Origin of the sequence: Escherichia sp. MOD1-EC5990 (genome assembly GCF_002965285.1) — a bacterium.
Lineage (GTDB): Bacteria > Pseudomonadota > Gammaproteobacteria > Enterobacterales > Enterobacteriaceae > Escherichia > Escherichia coli_F.
In genome coordinates, this window is the sequence record NZ_PTRV01000005.1 from 242,448 (window position 1) to 257,645 (window position 15,198).

Consider the following 15,198-nt stretch of genomic DNA (forward strand, 5'->3'; position numbering starts at 1 on the left):
AATAAGGTTACGCTGCGGTCGGCTGGCGTAGCGGTATGGCACAAACGCAAGGATTAGCTGCCAGTGGCACAAACTGGCGGGTTGCGCCGTCAAAGGCTGCGATACTTCCGCTTTCAATGTCGTAGACCCAGCCGTGCAGAGCGATCCGCCCCTCTTCGAGCGCCAGGCGCACCGATGGATGAGTTTGCAAATTAGCCAACTGAGCAATGACGTTTTCACGTACCATCGCCGCAGCTTTTGACGCTAAATCGGAATGCGGGCGCGCCTCATTAACGACGCGGGCTGAATCGGCATAACGCAGCCAGTGGGAAACGGCAGGCATATGGTCCATGCACTGACAGCTGGCAATGGCGGTCATCGCGCCACAGTTGGAATGACCGCAAATCACAATGTCAGATACCCGAAGCGCAGCGACGGCATACTCCACCGAAGCAGAAACGCCACCAGGTTCCGGTCCGTAGGAAGGGACGATATTGCCCGCGTTGCGAATCACGAACAGATCGCCAGGTTCGCGTTGCGTCACCAGCTCAGGGACCAGACGGCTGTCGGAGCAGGAGATAAAAAGTGTGCGCGGGCTTTGCTGTGTCGCCAGCTGTTTAAACAAGGCTTCCCGCTCAGGAAATGCCTCGCGCTGGAATTTAAGGAATCCATCAATAATCTCTTTCACCGTTAACCTCTGTCTGTCTCTGGAATGAGAGGCAGACTACTCGCCGATTGCCATAAGGTAAAAGACTCATTTATGATGAGTTCTATTGGATTTACTTATAGGTTGGCGAATGCTCTCTCGACATATCAATTACTTTCTTGCCGTGGCTGAACATGGCAGCTTCACCCGTGCCGCCAGTGCGTTGCATATCTCCCAACCTGCGCTTTCCCAGCAGATTCGCCAGTTAGAAGAGAGTTTGGGCGTACCGCTGTTTGACCGTAGCGGGCGAACGATTCGTCTCACCGATGCGGGAGAAGTCTGGCGACAGTACGCCAGCCGTGCGTTACAGGAACTGGGGGCGGGTAAACGGGCGATTCATGATGTTGCCGATTTGACGCGAGGATCGCTGCGCATCGCCGTCACCCCCACCTTCACGAGCTACTTTATCGGCCCTTTAATGGCGGATTTCTATGCGCGTTATCCCGGCATCACGCTCCAGCTACAGGAAATGTCACAGGAGAAAATCGAAGATCTGCTTTGCCGCGACGAGCTGGATGTTGGGATTGCCTTCGCGCCGGTGCATTCGCCGGAACTGGAGGCAATACCTTTACTGACAGAAAGTTTAGCGTTAGTCGTGGCGCAACATCATCCACTGGCAGTCCATGAACAGGTGGCGTTGAGTTGCTTGCATGATGAAAAACTGGTACTGCTCAGCGCGGAATTTGCCACCAGAGAGCAAATTGACCACTACTGCGAGAAAGCGGGGCTACATCCACAGGTGGTGATAGAGGCGAACTCAATTAGCGCAGTTCTGGCGCTGATTCGCCGCACTTCCCTTTCCACATTGTTGCCAGCAGCGATTGCCACACAACATGACGGGCTTAAAGCTATATCCCTTGCCCCACCGTTACTGGAGAGAACGGCGGTTTTGTTGCGGCGGAAAAATAGCGGGCAGACAGCAGCCGCAAAGGCATTTTTGCAAATGGCGTTGGATGAATGCGCGGTTGTTGGCGGGAATGAATCGCGGTAGCCGCTGACACAGGTCAGCGGCTGGAATTGCCTGATGCGCGACGCTTATCAGGCCTACGAGTTCAGTGCAAGGCGTTCACGCCGCATCCGACATAAACTACGCTCGCTGCAACCCAGCCGATTACCGTTTGTAATCGATGGCTTCCGGCTGCTCCAGATACACGGTGGTTTGTGCCGGTTGCGTGGTGGCAATCACCTTACCACCACGTACCGAATAGCGTACCGGAACCTGACGGCGCAGCGCATCAAACCCATTTTCAGCCGGCAGGATAATCAGGTTAGCGCTGTTTCCGGCGACTATGCCGTAATCCTGCAAATTCAACGTCCTGGCGCTATGGTGGGTGATTAAATTTAGGCCGTCGTTAATCTGCCCGTAGCCCATCAACTGACAAACATGCAGCCCCATATGCAGCACTTGCAGCATATTCGCCGTTCCCAGTGGATACCACGGATCGAAGACATCATCGTGACCAAAGCAGACGTTAATGCCGGACTCCAGCATCTCTTTAACGCGCGTAATACCGCGACGTTTTGGATACGTATCGAAACGCCCTTGTAGATGAATATTGACCAGCGGGTTGGCGACAAAGTTAATACCGGACATTTTCAGCAAACGGAACAGCCGCGAGGTATACGCCCCGTTATAGGAGTGCATTGCCGTGGTGTGGCTGGCGGTGACTCGCGCGCCCATGCCTTCACGGTGAGCCAGGGCGGCAACGGTTTCGACAAAGCGCGACTGTTCGTCATCGATCTCATCACAGTGAACATCGATGAGACGGTCGTATTTTTGCGCCAGGGCGAAGGTTTTATGCAGCGACTCCACGCCATATTCACGGGTAAATTCAAAATGCGGAATCGCCCCCACTACGTCAGCCCCTAAGCGTAACGCCTCTTCCAGTAACGCTTCACCGTTGGGATACGACAAAATCCCTTCCTGCGGGAAGGCGACGATTTGCAGATCAATCCACGGCGCGACTTCCTGCTTCACTTCCAGCATCGCTTTTAGCGCAGTCAGGGTTGCATCCGAAACATCGACATGGGTACGCACATGCTGAATACCGTTGGCAATCTGCCATTTCAGCGTTTGCCAGGCGCGTTGTTTCACATCGCCATGGGTTAATAATGCTTTGCGCTCGGCCCAGCGTTCAATGCCTTCAAACAGCGTGCCGGACTGATTCCAGTTCGGTTGCCCGGCGGTTTGCGTGGTATCCAGGTGAATATGCGGCTCCACAAACGGCGGTAAAACTAAACCTTGCTCGGCATCCAGGCTGTTTTCTGTTACGGGCATCACGCCGGATTGCGCATCAATGGCGCTGATTTTTCCGTCCTGCAGATGAATCTGCCATAGCCCCTCTTTGCCGGGTAACCGGGCGTTAATAATTGTCTGTAAAGCGTTATTCGACACTGTTAGCCTCCACATGCGTCATTGCAGCTGTCGTTTTGCGATTCAAAATCGGGTTAAGGATCAGATAGCTCAGCGCACCACCTAATACCGCGTTGACCGGAACAATGCCCGGTAACCAGTGGCCTGCGGCAATCCCCAGCGCGACCGCCAGAATCGCCACCCAATTGACACTCATCATACGCGTGGTCGCAAAGTGCTCATAGCGGCGACGGTTCATCAGATAGTCGGCGATGATCACGCCACCCACCGGAGGAATAGCAGCCGAAAGGAAGGTTAGCCAGCCGACAAAATTGTTATACAGCCATAGTGCGCAGACCGTGCCGATAATACCGTTGATTACTGAAAGAGTTTTGCTCGACATACCGGTAATATTGGCGAAACCTAAACCCGACGCATAGAGCGCGTTATCGTTGGTGGTCCAGATATTCAACCCCAGCACCACAATCGCGGGCAGCAGCAAGCCCTGAGCAATCATCACATCAGAGATATCCGCCATCCCCAGTGCCGCAGCGCCTGCCGCACCGAAAATAAACATCAACGAGTTGCCGAGGAAAAAGGCCACCATCGCCACCAGCACCGCCAGTTTGGCATTGCGACCAAAGCGGACAAAGTCAGCGGTGAGCGTACCCGCACTGATAAATGACCCCACAACCAGCGCCAGCGCGACATTGAAATCTAGCGGTTGTGCGGGAACGACCGCTTTTAAGGCGTCCAAACCGCCCATGCCGTTAACGGCCAGCCATACGGAATAACCGCCAAGGCAGGCAATCGCCGGAACCGCAATCACCGAAAGTACCGTCAGCGCCGAAATGCCAAAGAAGACGGTGACGGTCATCAGTAAACCGGAAACGGCAATCAGCAAATTAATATCCAGCCCGGTTGCCTTGCCCACCGGAATAGCAAACATCGCCACGCCAACACCAAACCAGCCGACCTGAGTGCCGCCCAGCAGCAGTGAAGGCAGCCATGAGCCTTTAACACCAAACGAGAAGCGAGCAAGAAGATGGGTGGTCAGGCCGGTTTTTGCGCCAATGTAACCAAGAAATGAAGTGTAAATACCGAGGAGAAGATTACCGATGAGGACTGCGAGGAAGAAATCATGATAGCTAAGACCGGTTCCGAGAGTGCCGCCGGTCCACATACTGGCGGAAAAGAAGGTTAATCCCAGCATGACGAACGTCAATGCCAATACCCCTTTCCGCGCCGACTGCGGGACTGGCCCCTGGCTAAAGTTGTTATCTTGCGACACGAAATTCCCCCTTTTTGCTGTTTGAAACCCAAAAAATCCGCCGCATTCTATTCATCTGAAGATAAAAAGCAATCGTTTTCGTGGAGGGGGTATATTTTTTATATGGATGAATGCGGAAAAGTGGATAAAAACTTATTTGAGAAAAAATGGGTACACATGATAAGACACGCCTGCGTCGCATCAGGCATCTGCGCACGGTGTCGGATGCGGCGCGTGCGCCTTATCCGACCTGCGGTTCAGGCCTGTAGGCATGATAAGACGCGTCAGCGTCACATCAGGCATCTGCGCACGGTGTCGGATGCGCCGCGTGCGCCTTATCCGACCTACGGTTCAGGCCTGTAGGCATGATAAGACGCGCCTGCGTTGCATCAGGCATCTACGCATAGCTGTCGGATGCGCCGCGTGCGCCTTATCCGACCTGCGGTTCAGGCCTGTAGGGATGATAAGACGCGTCAGCGTCGCATCAGGCATCTGCGCACGGTGTCGGACGCGCCACACGACACATCCGACAATACCTTACTCTTCCATCGCCTGGCGGATCTGATCCAACGACGCAGGATCATCAATGGTCGTCAGATCTCCCGGATCGCGTCCTTCACAAATCGCCTGGATCGTGCGGCGCAGCATTTTTCCGGATCGCGTTTTTGGCAATTGCGAGACAAACCAGACGTGCGCCGGGCGGCCAAAGTTGCCAATCTGGCTGTCCACCAGCGCCATAATCGCCTTCTCTTGCGAGTGCGCCACCTCGCGATCTTCCAGACTGTCGCTCTCTTTCGGAATGACAAACGCCACCGCCACCTGCCCTTTCAGCGCATCTTTCACCCCAACCACCGCCACTTCAGCAACGCCCGGATGACTGGAGATACTCTCTTCAATCTCGCGTGTGCCAAGCCGATGCCCGGCAACATTAATCACATCGTCAGTGCGCCCGAGAATAAAGTGATAACCGTCAGCGTCACGGATGCCCCAGTCAAAGGTGGCATACACCGGACGGGAAAACAGCGACCAGTACGTCTTCACAAAGCGGTCGTCGTCGCCCCAGATGGTCTGAATACAGCCCGGCGGCAACGGCCCTTCCACCACCAGCATCCCTTTCTCATTGACGCCGCACGGTTCGCCGGTGACTTCATTGAGCAACTGCACGTTATAGCCATACATCGGCACGCCGGGGCTTCCCAGACGCGTCGGCCTGTCGTCCAGACCGCGAGCAATTGCCATAATCGGCCAGCCGGATTCGGTCTGCCAGTAGTTGTCGATGACCGGCACATCCAGCGTATTGCTCACCCAACTGGCGGTCGGCTCGTCCAGCGGTTCTCCCGCCAGATAGAGCACTTCCAGCGACGAGAGATCGTGTTTGCGAATTTCAGCGGTAGGGAATTTTTTCAGCACGCGAATGGCGGTCGGCGCTGAGAACATCCGGCTAACCTGATATTTCTCGACGATTTTCCACCACACACCGCAGTCAGGATAAGTCGGCAATCCTTCGTAAACGATAGTCGCCATCCCCGCCAGCAGCGGCGCGTAGACGATATACGAATGCCCCACTACCCAGCCGATATCCGACGCACAGAAGAACACACCGCCCGCTTTGCCGCCAAAAATGGTGTCCATTGAGGTCGCCAGCGCCACCGCATAACCGCCGACGTCACGCTGTACGCCTTTTGGTTTGCCGGTCGTGCCGGAGGTGTAGAGAATGCAGGAGGTTTCGTTGGATTCCAGCCACGCCACCGGCACCCGCGCGCCGATGTGTTGATGGCGCAACGACGCGAAATCGACATCCCGCCCGCTGACGCGCGCCATTTTCGCCAGCCCGCGATCCACCAGCAAAACGTGGCGCGGCTGATGCTGCGCCTGACTTATCGCATCGTCGAGCAATTTTTTATAAGGAATGATTTTGCCACCGCGCGCTCCGGCATCTGCCGAGACAATCAGCACCGGTTTAGCGTCATCAATCCGCGCAGCCACGCTGTGCGAGGCAAATCCACCAAACACTACCGAGTGAATAGCGCCAATGCGCGCGCAGGCCAGCAGGGTAATATGCGCTTCGGCAATCATCGGCATATACACCAGCACCCGATCGCCACGCCGTACGCCCAGTGAGCGCAGCATTGACGCCACCGCGTTCACTTCGTCATGCAACTGGCGAAAGGTAAAGGTGCGCTCTTCTTCTGTTTCCGAAGAGACGGCAATTAATGCCAGCGCCTCTGGCTGTTTCTCCAGCCAGCGGTCGATGGCGTTATGACACAAATTGGTTCGGCCTTCACAAAACCAACGGGCAAACGGCGGATTGCTGTGATCGAGCGTTTGCGTAAAGGGCGTCTGCCAGTCAATACGCCGGGCCTGCTCGGCCCAGAATTGCTCCGGTTCGTTAATCGAACGCTGATAAAATTCGCTAAAAGACATAATGCTCTCCTGTTGAACTTACGCCTTACCGCCGTTTACTTAAATGACGTACAGGTCGAGATACTCATTGACCGGCATCTGTTCCAGGCGAGCTCTGTCGAGAGAAACGTCCAGAATGCGCTGCTGCTGTCGAGTCGGGAACTGGCGCGCGAGGTTGATTTTGAATTTATCGACCAGTTTCGGAATACCGTCATGGCGGCGACGAGCATGACCAATTGGGTACTCCACCACCACTTCTTCAAATCGCGTACCGTCGGTAAACTCAAGGGTAATGGCATTGGCGATGGCGCGTTTTTCCGGGTCGTGGTAGTCAGCGGTAAATGCCGGATCTTCAAAGCAATTGATCTTCTCGCGCAGGGCGTCGATGCGTTTATCTTGCGCAACGTTGTCTTCGTAATCTGCCGCCGTTAAGCGCCCGAATAACAGCGGGATCGCCACCATGTACTGAATGCAGTGGTCGCGGTCAGCCGGGTTATTGAGCGGCCCTTTTTTGTCGATGATGCGAATACAGGCTTCGTGGGTGCGAATGGTCACTTTTTCGATATCTGCCGCCGTTTTGCCTGCTGCCTGCATCTGTTCATAGAGCGTCATCGCCGCTTCAACTGCCGTCTGGGAGTGGAACTCCGCCGGGAAGGAGATTTTGAACAGCACATTTTCCATGACGTAGGAACCGTACGGGCGCTGGAAGCGGAACGATTCACCTTTAAAGGAGACGTCGTAGAAACCCCACACCGGCGCGGTCAGGGCTGACGGGTAACCCATTTCGCCCGTTTTCGCCATCAGCGCCAGACGTACCGCGCGGGATGTAGCATCGCCCGCCGCCCAGGATTTACGCGTGCCGGTGTTCGGCGCATGGCGGTAGGTGCGCAGCGACTGTCCGTCTACCCATGCCAGCGAAACGGCGTTGAGGATTTCATCACGGGTCAGGCCAAGCATTTCGGCGACCACGGCGGTGGAAGCCACTTTCACTAACAGAACGTGGTCGAGACCGACGCGATTAAAGGAGTTTTCCAGCGCGATGCAGCCCTGAATTTCATGGGCTTTAATCATTCCGGTCAGCACCTGTTTCATGGTCAACGGCGTTTTGCCGCTGGCGACCGCGTTGCGCGAAAGCCAGTCCGCCGTTGCCAGAATGCCGCCGAGGTTGTCGGAAGGATGGCCCCACTCCGCCGCCAGCCAGGTATCGTTGAAATCGAGCCAGCGGATCATCGCGCCAATGTTAAATGCCGCCTGAACGGGGTCGAGCTGGAACTGGGTTCCAGGGACGCGTACGCCGTTAGGTACGACGGTGCCGGGGACAATTGGCCCCAGCAGTTTTTTACAGGCCGGGTATTCGAGAGCTTCCAGACCGCAGCCGAGAGTGTCAAGCAGGCAGTAATGGGCGGTGTCGTAGGCTACTTTGGAGCTAATTTCGTAGTTCATCACGTAATCGACGATATCAACGATTTCACGATCAAATTCCGGACGGATGTTGTTAATTTGAGCTGACATTGGGTACGTTTCCTTCTTGTTATTCGTAGAGGTTTACTGGCGCTTATCCAGCGCGACAAACTGGCGGTCTTCCGGTCCAACGTAATTGGCGGAAGGACGGATAATTTTGTTGTCCTGACGTTGTTCGATAATGTGCGCTGCCCAGCCGGTGACGCGGGCGATAACAAACAGTGGCGTGAACATCTCGGTGGGAACGCCCATCATGTTGTAGGAAACAGCGGAGAACCAGTCGAGATTGGGGAACATCTTTTTGCTCTCCCACATCACCGCTTCCAGACGATCGGCGATGTTGTACATCTTCAGCGAGCCGCCTTCCTGCGAGAGCTGCTTCGCCACGCGTTTGATCACCTGATGACGCGGGTCAGCGATGGTATAAACCGGATGTCCAAAACCAATCACCACTTCTTTGTTTTCCACGCGCTTGCGGATATCGGCTTCGGCTTCGTCCGGCGTTTCGTAGCGTTGCTGGATCTCCAGCGACACTTCATTCGCCCCGCCGTGTTTCGGCCCGCGCAGTGCGCCAATCGCGCCGATAATCGCTGAATACATGTCAGAGCCGGTGCCCGCAATCACCCGGCTGGTAAAGGTGGAGGCGTTAAACTCGTGTTCGGCGTACAGCACCAGCGAAATATGCATCGCCTTTTCCCAGCTTTGCGACGGCTTTTCGCCATGCAGCAGATGCAGGAAGTGACCGCCGATGGAGTCGTCATCGGTTTCCGGCTGAATGCGTTCGCCGTTGTGGCTGTAGTGATACCAGTAGAGAAGAATCGAGCTAAGTGATGCCAGCAGTTTGTCGGCAATATCACGCGCGCCGGAGACGGTATGCCCCTCTTTTTCTGGCAGCGTGCAGCCGAGCGCGGAAACGCCGGTGCGCATGACATCCATCGGATGCGACGCCGCTGGTAAGGCTTCCAGCACGGTACGCACGTTAGCCGGTAAACCGCGCAGGGCTTTCAGTTTCGTTTTGTAGGCGGCGAGTTCGTCACGGGTCGGCAGTTTGCCGTGGATCAGCAGATGCGCCACTTCTTCAAATTCGCAATGTTCCGCCAGATCAAGAATGTCGTAGCCGCGGTAATGCAAATCATTGCCACTTTTACCCACGGTGCAGAGCGCCGTATTGCCCGCCGGAACGCCAGAAAGTGCCACAGATTTTTTTGGTTTAATGACATGGGTACTGTTTTGCAGGATCGTTGTGTCGCTCATGTTGTCCTCGTCATTGTTATCATTTGTAGGGTCGAGATTGTTGTCGGATGCGACGCTATGCGTCTTATCCGACCTACAGTTCAGTTCATCCCGTAGGCCTGATAAGCCGCGTCAGCGACGCATCAGGCATCGGTTGTCGGATGCGACGTCATGCGTCTTATCCGACCTACAGTTCAGTTCATCCCGTAGGCCTGATAAGCCGCGTCAGCGGCGCATCAGGCATCGGTTGTCGAATACAACCAAAGGGCGTTTTTTATTTCGCCTGGTTACGGGCAAACAGGTCGTCGAGCTTTTCTTCGTACTGGTAGTAGTTAATGCTTTCATACAGCTCGTTGCGGGTCTGCATGGTGTCGATGACGCTTTTCTGCGTGCCTTCCTGGCGCAGGACGTTGTAGACATGTTCAGCGGCGCGGTTCATGGCGCGGAAAGCAGAAAGGGGATACAGCGCCATTGCGACATGGGCGCTGCGTAATTCGTCGGTGGTAAACAGCGGTGTTGCGCCAAACTCGGTAATGTTGGCAAGGATTGGCACCTGCACCGCATCGGCAAACTGGCGGTACATAGCGAGTTCGGTAATTGCTTCCGGGAACAACATTTCGGCACCCGCTTCAACATAGGCCTGCGCACGCTCGAGCGCCGCATCCAGCCCTTCAACCGCCAGCGCATCGGTGCGCGCCATGATCACAAAATCAGGATCGGTTTTCGCATCCACCGCCGCGCGGATCCGATCCACCATCTCTTCTTTCGAGACGATCGCTTTGTTCGGGCGATGACCGCAGCGTTTTGCTCCAACCTGATCTTCAATATGTAAGCCCGCCGCACCGGCTTTAATCATCGATTTCACAGTGCGGGCAACGTTAAAAGCCGAAGAGCCAAAACCGATATCCGCATCCACCAGCAGCGGCAGCGAGCAGACGTCAGTGATACGACGAATATCAGTCAGCACATCATCAAGAGTAGAAATACCGAGATCCGGCAACCCCAGCGAACCTGCCGCCACACCACCGCCGGAGAGATAAATCGCCTGATATCCGGCACGCTGCGCCAACAGCGCATGATTAGCGTTGATGGTGCCGACAATCTGCAATGGATTTTCTTTAGACAGTGCAGCGCGAAACGCTTTACCCGGAGAGTGTAGAGACATAGCCCATCCTTTGTTATCAACTTGTTATTTACGTTGATAAACTCAAAGCAAGGGGTGTGCCACAATTACATGGATGAAATTAAATGTTTTATTTCAATTTGTTAGAGAAAAAGTCATGAAGTAATCTGCAAATATGCGTTTCAGTTAACGTTTCAGGCAATGTTTCACTGCGTTTCATTGCAACAATTATGAAACAAGACTAAACCCAATATTCGGTTTCTTAACTTTGCGGTGCGCTATGGCACATCCACCACGGCTGAATGACGACAAACCGGTTATCTGGACGGTATCTGTAACGCGGCTGTTCGAGCTGTTTCGCGATATCAGTCTCGAGTTTGATCACCTGGCAAACATTACCCCTATCCAGCTTGGCTTTGAAAAAGCGGTGGCCTACATCCGCAAAAAACTGGCCAGCGAACGCTGCGACGCCATCATTGCCGCTGGCTCTAACGGCGCGTACCTGAAAAGCCGCCTGTCGGTACCGGTGATTCTGATAAAACCGAGTGGCTACGATGTGTTACAGGCACTGGCAAAAGCCGGAAAACTCACCTCTTCTATCGGCGTTGTCACCTATCAGGAAACCATTCCGGCACTGGTAGCGTTTCAAAAAACCTTTAATTTGCGCCTCGACCAACGTAGCTACATTACCGAAGAAGACGCACGTGGGCAGATTAACGAGCTAAAAGCCAACGGCACCGAAGCGGTGGTCGGCGCGGGGCTGATTACCGATCTGGCAGAAGAAGCCGGAATGACCGGAATTTTTATCTATTCTGCCGCCACCGTGCGCCAGGCATTTAGCGATGCGCTGGATATGACGCGCATGTCGTTACGCCATAATACTCACGATGCCACCCGCAACGCCCTGCGTACTCGTTACGTGCTGGGCGATATGCTCGGTCAATCACCACAGATGGAACAAGTACGGCAGACTATTTTGCTGTATGCCCGCTCCAGTGCGGCGGTGTTGATTGAAGGGGAAACGGGGACGGGCAAAGAGCTGGCGGCCCAGGCGATTCATCGGGAATATTTTGCCCGCCACGATGCGCGACAGGGCAAAAAGTCGCATCCTTTTGTTGCCGTCAACTGCGGGGCGATTGCTGAATCTCTGCTGGAAGCGGAGCTGTTTGGCTATGAGGAAGGAGCGTTTACCGGCTCGCGACGCGGAGGCCGCGCCGGGCTGTTCGAAATTGCCCACGGCGGTACGCTGTTTCTTGACGAGATAGGCGAAATGCCGCTGCCGTTGCAGACCCGGCTGCTGCGGGTGCTGGAAGAAAAAGAGGTCACCCGCGTCGGCGGGCATCAGCCTGTTCCGGTGGATGTGCGGGTTATTAGCGCCACTCACTGCAATCTCGAAGAGGATATGCAGCAAGGGCGTTTTCGCCGTGATCTGTTTTATCGACTGAGTATTTTGCGTCTGCAATTGCCGCCGCTACGCGAGCGGGTGGCGGATATTCTGCCGCTGGCGGAAAGCTTTTTGAAAGTGTCACTGGCGGCACTTACTGCGCCGTTTTCTTCCGCGTTACGTCAGGGATTACAGGCAAGTGAAACTGTGCTGTTGCGCTACGACTGGCCGGGAAATATTCGTGAACTGCGCAATATGATGGAACGACTGGCGCTATTTTTAAGTGTGGAACCAACGCCGGATTTAACGCCGCAATTTTTGCAGTTGCTACTGCCGGAACTGGCGCGCGAGTCGGAGGAAACTCCCGCTCCACGTTTACTGACGCCACAACAGGCACTGGAGAAATTTAATGGCGATAAAACAGCCGCGGCGAATTATTTAGGTATCAGCCGAACGACATTCTGGCGGCGGCTGAAAAACTGAAATGCCGAATCCAGCGCGAACGCCTTATCCGGCATAAATTTCAATAGATGATCACCGATAAACTTACGCATCGGGCATGTTTACATGGGGTGCAGAATTATTTCTTCTTATAAATATTTGCCGTGCCGTGGATCTTATTGTCAGTTTGACCAGAGGTCAGCACCAACACATCTGCCCCTTTTTCATCCGCTTTTTTGATCAGATCTTCTTTCGCATCTGCAGTCGACATTTCATTACTGGTTGAAATATCACCTATTTTTTCATATTGCGATGCAACTTTTTCAAATTCTGCTTTGGTCATTAATTCTGCGGCATAAACGTTGGTAACGGCAAACGCTAACGCACCGATTAACATTTTAGAGATTATTTTCATATTACGGCTCCAGAGTTGTTATCAAACTATCACCCACCCATATTATTGGGCTGATTAATAATTAGTTCAGTCAGGGCATAAACGCCAGTAACCGGAAATAAGACACTTTGTGATCTCTCTCGCATCCGATTACTTTTTGTAGAAATATGATGAAGTTACTTCACTTATTTATGGATGAAATCACATGGATCCCTTGCACGCCGTTTACCTGACCGTAGGACTGTTCGTGATGACTTTTTTTAATCCGGGAGCCAATCTTTTTGTGGTGGTGCAAACCAGCCTGGCTTCCGGTCGACGCGCAGGAGTGCTGACCGGGTTGGGCGTGGCACTGGGCGATGCGTTTTATTCCGGGTTGGGTTTGTATGGTCTTGCGACACTCATTACGCAGTGTGAGGAGATTTTTTCGCTTATTAGAATCGTCGGCGGCGCTTATCTCTTATGGTTTGCGTGGTGCAGCATGCGCCGCCAGTCGACACCGCAAATAAGCACACTACAACAACCGATTAGCGCCCCCTGGTATGTCTTTTTTCGCCGTGGATTAATTACCGATCTCTCTAATCCACAGACCGTTTTATTTTTTATCAGTATTTTCTCAGTAACGTTAAATGCTGAAACACCAACTTGGGCACGTTTAATGGCTTGGGCGGGAATTGTGTTCGCATCAATTATCTGGCGAGTCTTTCTTAGTCAGGCGTTTTCTTTGCCCGCTGTGCGTCGTGCTTATGGGCGTATGCAACGCGTTGCCAGTCGGGTTATTGGTGCAATTATTGGTGTATTCGCGCTACGCCTGATTTACGAAGGAGTAACGCAGCGGTGAGCAGATAATTTACTCTCTACGTAATCAACCTGATTTGCCGAATCCCGCTCATCGGCGATGATACCCCCCGTAATGCGTGGTCCTTATTTCCGATAAGTTTACTTGAGTCTTTAGCTTCCCATTTCAGCCCACTCTCCCCTGTGTGGGCTTTTTTCATTTGTCTGCTTCAGTGAGTAGCTGGCAATGCTCCATCCACTCTGCAAGGATGATAATAAGAGGATCTGATTCAGAAGAGTTTTGAAAAATTGGACCGCCATCGAGGCCTCGAACCCCGTACCATACAACAATCCTGGTTGTCGTCTGCTCTTCCTGATGAGCTAATGGCGGTTTGTGATATGAGCCTTACAGCATATTGTCTGTCAGGCTTGAGTGCGATGCGTAAGATACAGAAAAGACCCCACACAAACATGATGGAATTATGATTTTTTTCATATGAATGTCAACCAACACATTCATAAAACACTCGCACAAGTTCACTTTTTAAGCAACATGACGCCGATCACAACAAAATATCGGCGAAAAAGGAGGGTAAATGCCATTTGACGTGGAGATAAGCAGATGAAATGATTACCCGCTTTGCGATTCACTCTCTGATGGAATAACAAATTGGAGATGGAAAAGTTTCTAAACTAAAGAGTGTAGCGTATTTTAACGTGCTTATTTACAGGATAATATTTGTCACCTAATTCCTGCACTCTATTAGATACCCATTGATTTAATCGTGCATCATCTCTGTATGTTTTCACATTCAGAACGGAGAGCAATAACATCACTAGCGATTCAGGAAAAACAGGGTAAATATTTTTTAAGTGCAATAATAATTCATACGCAAGCGCCTGCTTAATAGGTGCGTCTGCATCCGGAATGCGCGACATTTCGCGAAGCCATTTTTCTACATGCTCACATTCTTTCCCTTCACGGAAAAGTCTCAACAAAGGCATATGGTGCTCAAGAAGAATGCATTTGCAATCTGTTCGTACTGAATCGATAAACTGCACTAATTTCTTAAGTCCGGTGAAGCGTCCGGCATGGATATTCTCTTTAATATCAAGAAACACGTCATCCTGATCATATACCCAAACGGTCCCTTTTTGATTTTCAAGTATCCGAAAAACAAACTTAATCGGGTAATCAGGGTAATCCACCCAGTCATAAACTCCAGGGAAATCATTAAATTGCACATTTATGGTAAGCGCATTGTCGGCTGCCCACTCGCAATCTCGTACGGCAGCCATGAGATAAATGAGTTTATCATCATCGACTAAATCATCACGACAATCATAAGGATAATCATAGTATTGTTTAATCAAAACCTTGAATATATCGACACAAGAAACCAGTGTACTTCTGATATCTTCAGGTAACTGATTGTTTTTAAACGTATTGTGTACGCTTTGTTTCGTATATAGCAACAAATTATTGTGCGGCGCTTTTAATGGTATCATTGCGATCTCTCTTAAATAAAAATAAACGTCGCAGATAATAAAGCCCTGATTAAACCAGGCACTATCAGAAATCGCTCATAACTAATATATGCAGCATTGTGTACTGGAGGGAATTAATTTAACAATTTGAATTTACGTTATAGATTTTACTGCTACTTTGATAGTATT

The 15,198-nt window shown here is 52.4% G+C and carries 13 protein-coding genes and 1 pseudogene; 3 read left to right on the forward strand and 11 right to left on the reverse strand.

The annotated features are described in order from the left end of the window. Positions 1-7 precede the first annotated feature (7 nt). On the reverse strand, positions 8-667 hold the full coding sequence (gene cynT / locus BEB42_RS08385; RefSeq protein ID WP_000658634.1) for a carbonic anhydrase CynT: 660 nt from the start codon (positions 665-667) through the stop codon (positions 8-10). 109 nt (positions 668-776) lie between these two features. Here cynT and cynR point away from each other — a divergent pair, with 109 nt between their 5' ends. Continuing rightward, positions 777-1,676, forward strand: a complete 900-nt coding sequence (gene cynR / locus BEB42_RS08390; RefSeq protein WP_000952469.1) for a transcriptional regulator CynR — start codon at positions 777-779, stop codon at positions 1,674-1,676. Between the two features lie 120 nt (positions 1,677-1,796). On the opposite strand, the gene codA is transcribed toward cynR, so the two are convergent. The 6 genes from codA to prpB form a co-directional block, all read right to left on the reverse strand. Next, positions 1,797-3,080 (reverse strand): cytosine/isoguanine deaminase, encoded by a 1,284-nt coding sequence (codA, locus tag BEB42_RS08395; RefSeq protein WP_001353418.1) that lies wholly within the window; start codon positions 3,078-3,080, stop codon positions 1,797-1,799. Then, positions 3,070-4,329 carry a cytosine permease gene (gene codB, locus BEB42_RS08400; RefSeq protein ID WP_000076233.1) on the reverse strand — a complete coding sequence of 420 codons (1,260 nt, stop codon included), beginning with the start codon at positions 4,327-4,329 and terminating at the stop codon, positions 3,070-3,072. The genes codA and codB overlap by 11 nt, the downstream gene beginning before the upstream one ends. A 516-nt stretch (positions 4,330-4,845) precedes the next feature. Continuing rightward, on the reverse strand, positions 4,846-6,732 hold the full coding sequence (gene prpE, locus BEB42_RS08405) for a propionate--CoA ligase (protein WP_000010305.1): 1,887 nt from the start codon (positions 6,730-6,732) through the stop codon (positions 4,846-4,848). A gap of 39 nt (positions 6,733-6,771) precedes the next feature. Further along, positions 6,772-8,223, reverse strand: coding sequence for a 2-methylcitrate dehydratase (gene prpD, locus BEB42_RS08410; protein ID WP_001275879.1), 1,452 nt, complete (start codon positions 8,221-8,223; stop codon positions 6,772-6,774). Positions 8,224-8,256: 33 nt separating this feature from the next. Further along, the gene (gene prpC, locus BEB42_RS08415) at positions 8,257-9,426 is read right to left on the reverse strand and encodes a bifunctional 2-methylcitrate synthase/citrate synthase (RefSeq protein ID WP_001285904.1); all 1,170 of its coding nucleotides are present in this window, start codon (positions 9,424-9,426) and stop codon (positions 8,257-8,259) included. 253 nt (positions 9,427-9,679) lie between these two features. Beyond that, complete coding sequence (gene prpB, locus BEB42_RS08420) at positions 9,680-10,570, reverse strand: methylisocitrate lyase (protein WP_000052177.1); 891 nt, start codon at positions 10,568-10,570, stop codon at positions 9,680-9,682. A 238-nt stretch (positions 10,571-10,808) separates the two neighbouring features. Here prpB and prpR point away from each other — a divergent pair, with 238 nt between their 5' ends. Further along, positions 10,809-12,395 (forward strand): propionate catabolism operon regulatory protein PrpR, encoded by a 1,587-nt coding sequence (gene prpR, locus BEB42_RS08425; protein WP_000941016.1) that lies wholly within the window; start codon positions 10,809-10,811, stop codon positions 12,393-12,395. A 97-nt stretch (positions 12,396-12,492) separates the two neighbouring features. On the opposite strand, the gene yahO is transcribed toward prpR, so the two are convergent. Further along, on the reverse strand, positions 12,493-12,768 hold the full coding sequence (gene yahO / locus BEB42_RS08430) for a DUF1471 family periplasmic protein YahO (protein ID WP_000691948.1): 276 nt from the start codon (positions 12,766-12,768) through the stop codon (positions 12,493-12,495). 184 nt (positions 12,769-12,952) lie between these two features. Between yahO and BEB42_RS08435 the strand changes: the two genes are divergently transcribed. Beyond that, positions 12,953-13,585, forward strand: coding sequence for a LysE family transporter (locus BEB42_RS08435; protein ID WP_000371335.1), 633 nt, complete (start codon positions 12,953-12,955; stop codon positions 13,583-13,585). A gap of 16 nt (positions 13,586-13,601) precedes the next feature. On the opposite strand, the pseudogene BEB42_RS26480 reads toward BEB42_RS08435, so the two are convergent. The 3 genes and pseudogenes from BEB42_RS26480 to BEB42_RS08440 all read right to left on the reverse strand — a co-directional run bounded on the left by BEB42_RS26480 (position 13,602) and on the right by BEB42_RS08440 (position 15,030). After that, a pseudogene (locus tag BEB42_RS26480) lies at positions 13,602-13,842 on the reverse strand (hypothetical protein). After that, positions 13,812-13,994, reverse strand: a complete 183-nt coding sequence (locus tag BEB42_RS27200; RefSeq protein WP_439218385.1) for a hypothetical protein — start codon at positions 13,992-13,994, stop codon at positions 13,812-13,814. The pseudogene BEB42_RS26480 and the gene BEB42_RS27200 overlap by 31 nt, the downstream one beginning before the upstream one ends. Positions 13,995-14,214: 220 nt before the next feature. Further along, positions 14,215-15,030 carry a hypothetical protein gene (locus BEB42_RS08440; protein ID WP_001353421.1) on the reverse strand — a complete coding sequence of 272 codons (816 nt, stop codon included), beginning with the start codon at positions 15,028-15,030 and terminating at the stop codon, positions 14,215-14,217. Positions 15,031-15,198: the final 168 nt, after the last annotated feature.

Excerpts from the sequence above, each read along its gene's own strand:
- prpC (WP_001285904.1), bottom strand. The coding sequence starts at position 9,426 with ATGAGCGACACAACGATCCTGCAAAACAGTACCCATGTCATTAAACCA.
- BEB42_RS08435 (WP_000371335.1), top strand. The coding sequence starts at position 12,953 with ATGGATCCCTTGCACGCCGTTTACCTGACCGTAGGACTGTTCGTGATG.
- prpE (WP_000010305.1), bottom strand. The coding sequence starts at position 6,732 with ATGTCTTTTAGCGAATTTTATCAGCGTTCGATTAACGAACCGGAGCAA.
- yahO (WP_000691948.1), bottom strand. The coding sequence starts at position 12,768 with ATGAAAATAATCTCTAAAATGTTAATCGGTGCGTTAGCGTTTGCCGTT.
- cynR (WP_000952469.1), top strand. The coding sequence starts at position 777 with ATGCTCTCTCGACATATCAATTACTTTCTTGCCGTGGCTGAACATGGC.
- BEB42_RS08440 (WP_001353421.1), bottom strand. The coding sequence starts at position 15,030 with ATGATACCATTAAAAGCGCCGCACAATAATTTGTTGCTATATACGAAA.
- BEB42_RS27200 (WP_439218385.1), bottom strand. The coding sequence starts at position 13,994 with ATGTTTGTGTGGGGTCTTTTCTGTATCTTACGCATCGCACTCAAGCCT.
- prpR (WP_000941016.1), top strand. The coding sequence starts at position 10,809 with ATGGCACATCCACCACGGCTGAATGACGACAAACCGGTTATCTGGACG.
- prpD (WP_001275879.1), bottom strand. The coding sequence starts at position 8,223 with ATGTCAGCTCAAATTAACAACATCCGTCCGGAATTTGATCGTGAAATC.
- prpB (WP_000052177.1), bottom strand. The coding sequence starts at position 10,570 with ATGTCTCTACACTCTCCGGGTAAAGCGTTTCGCGCTGCACTGTCTAAA.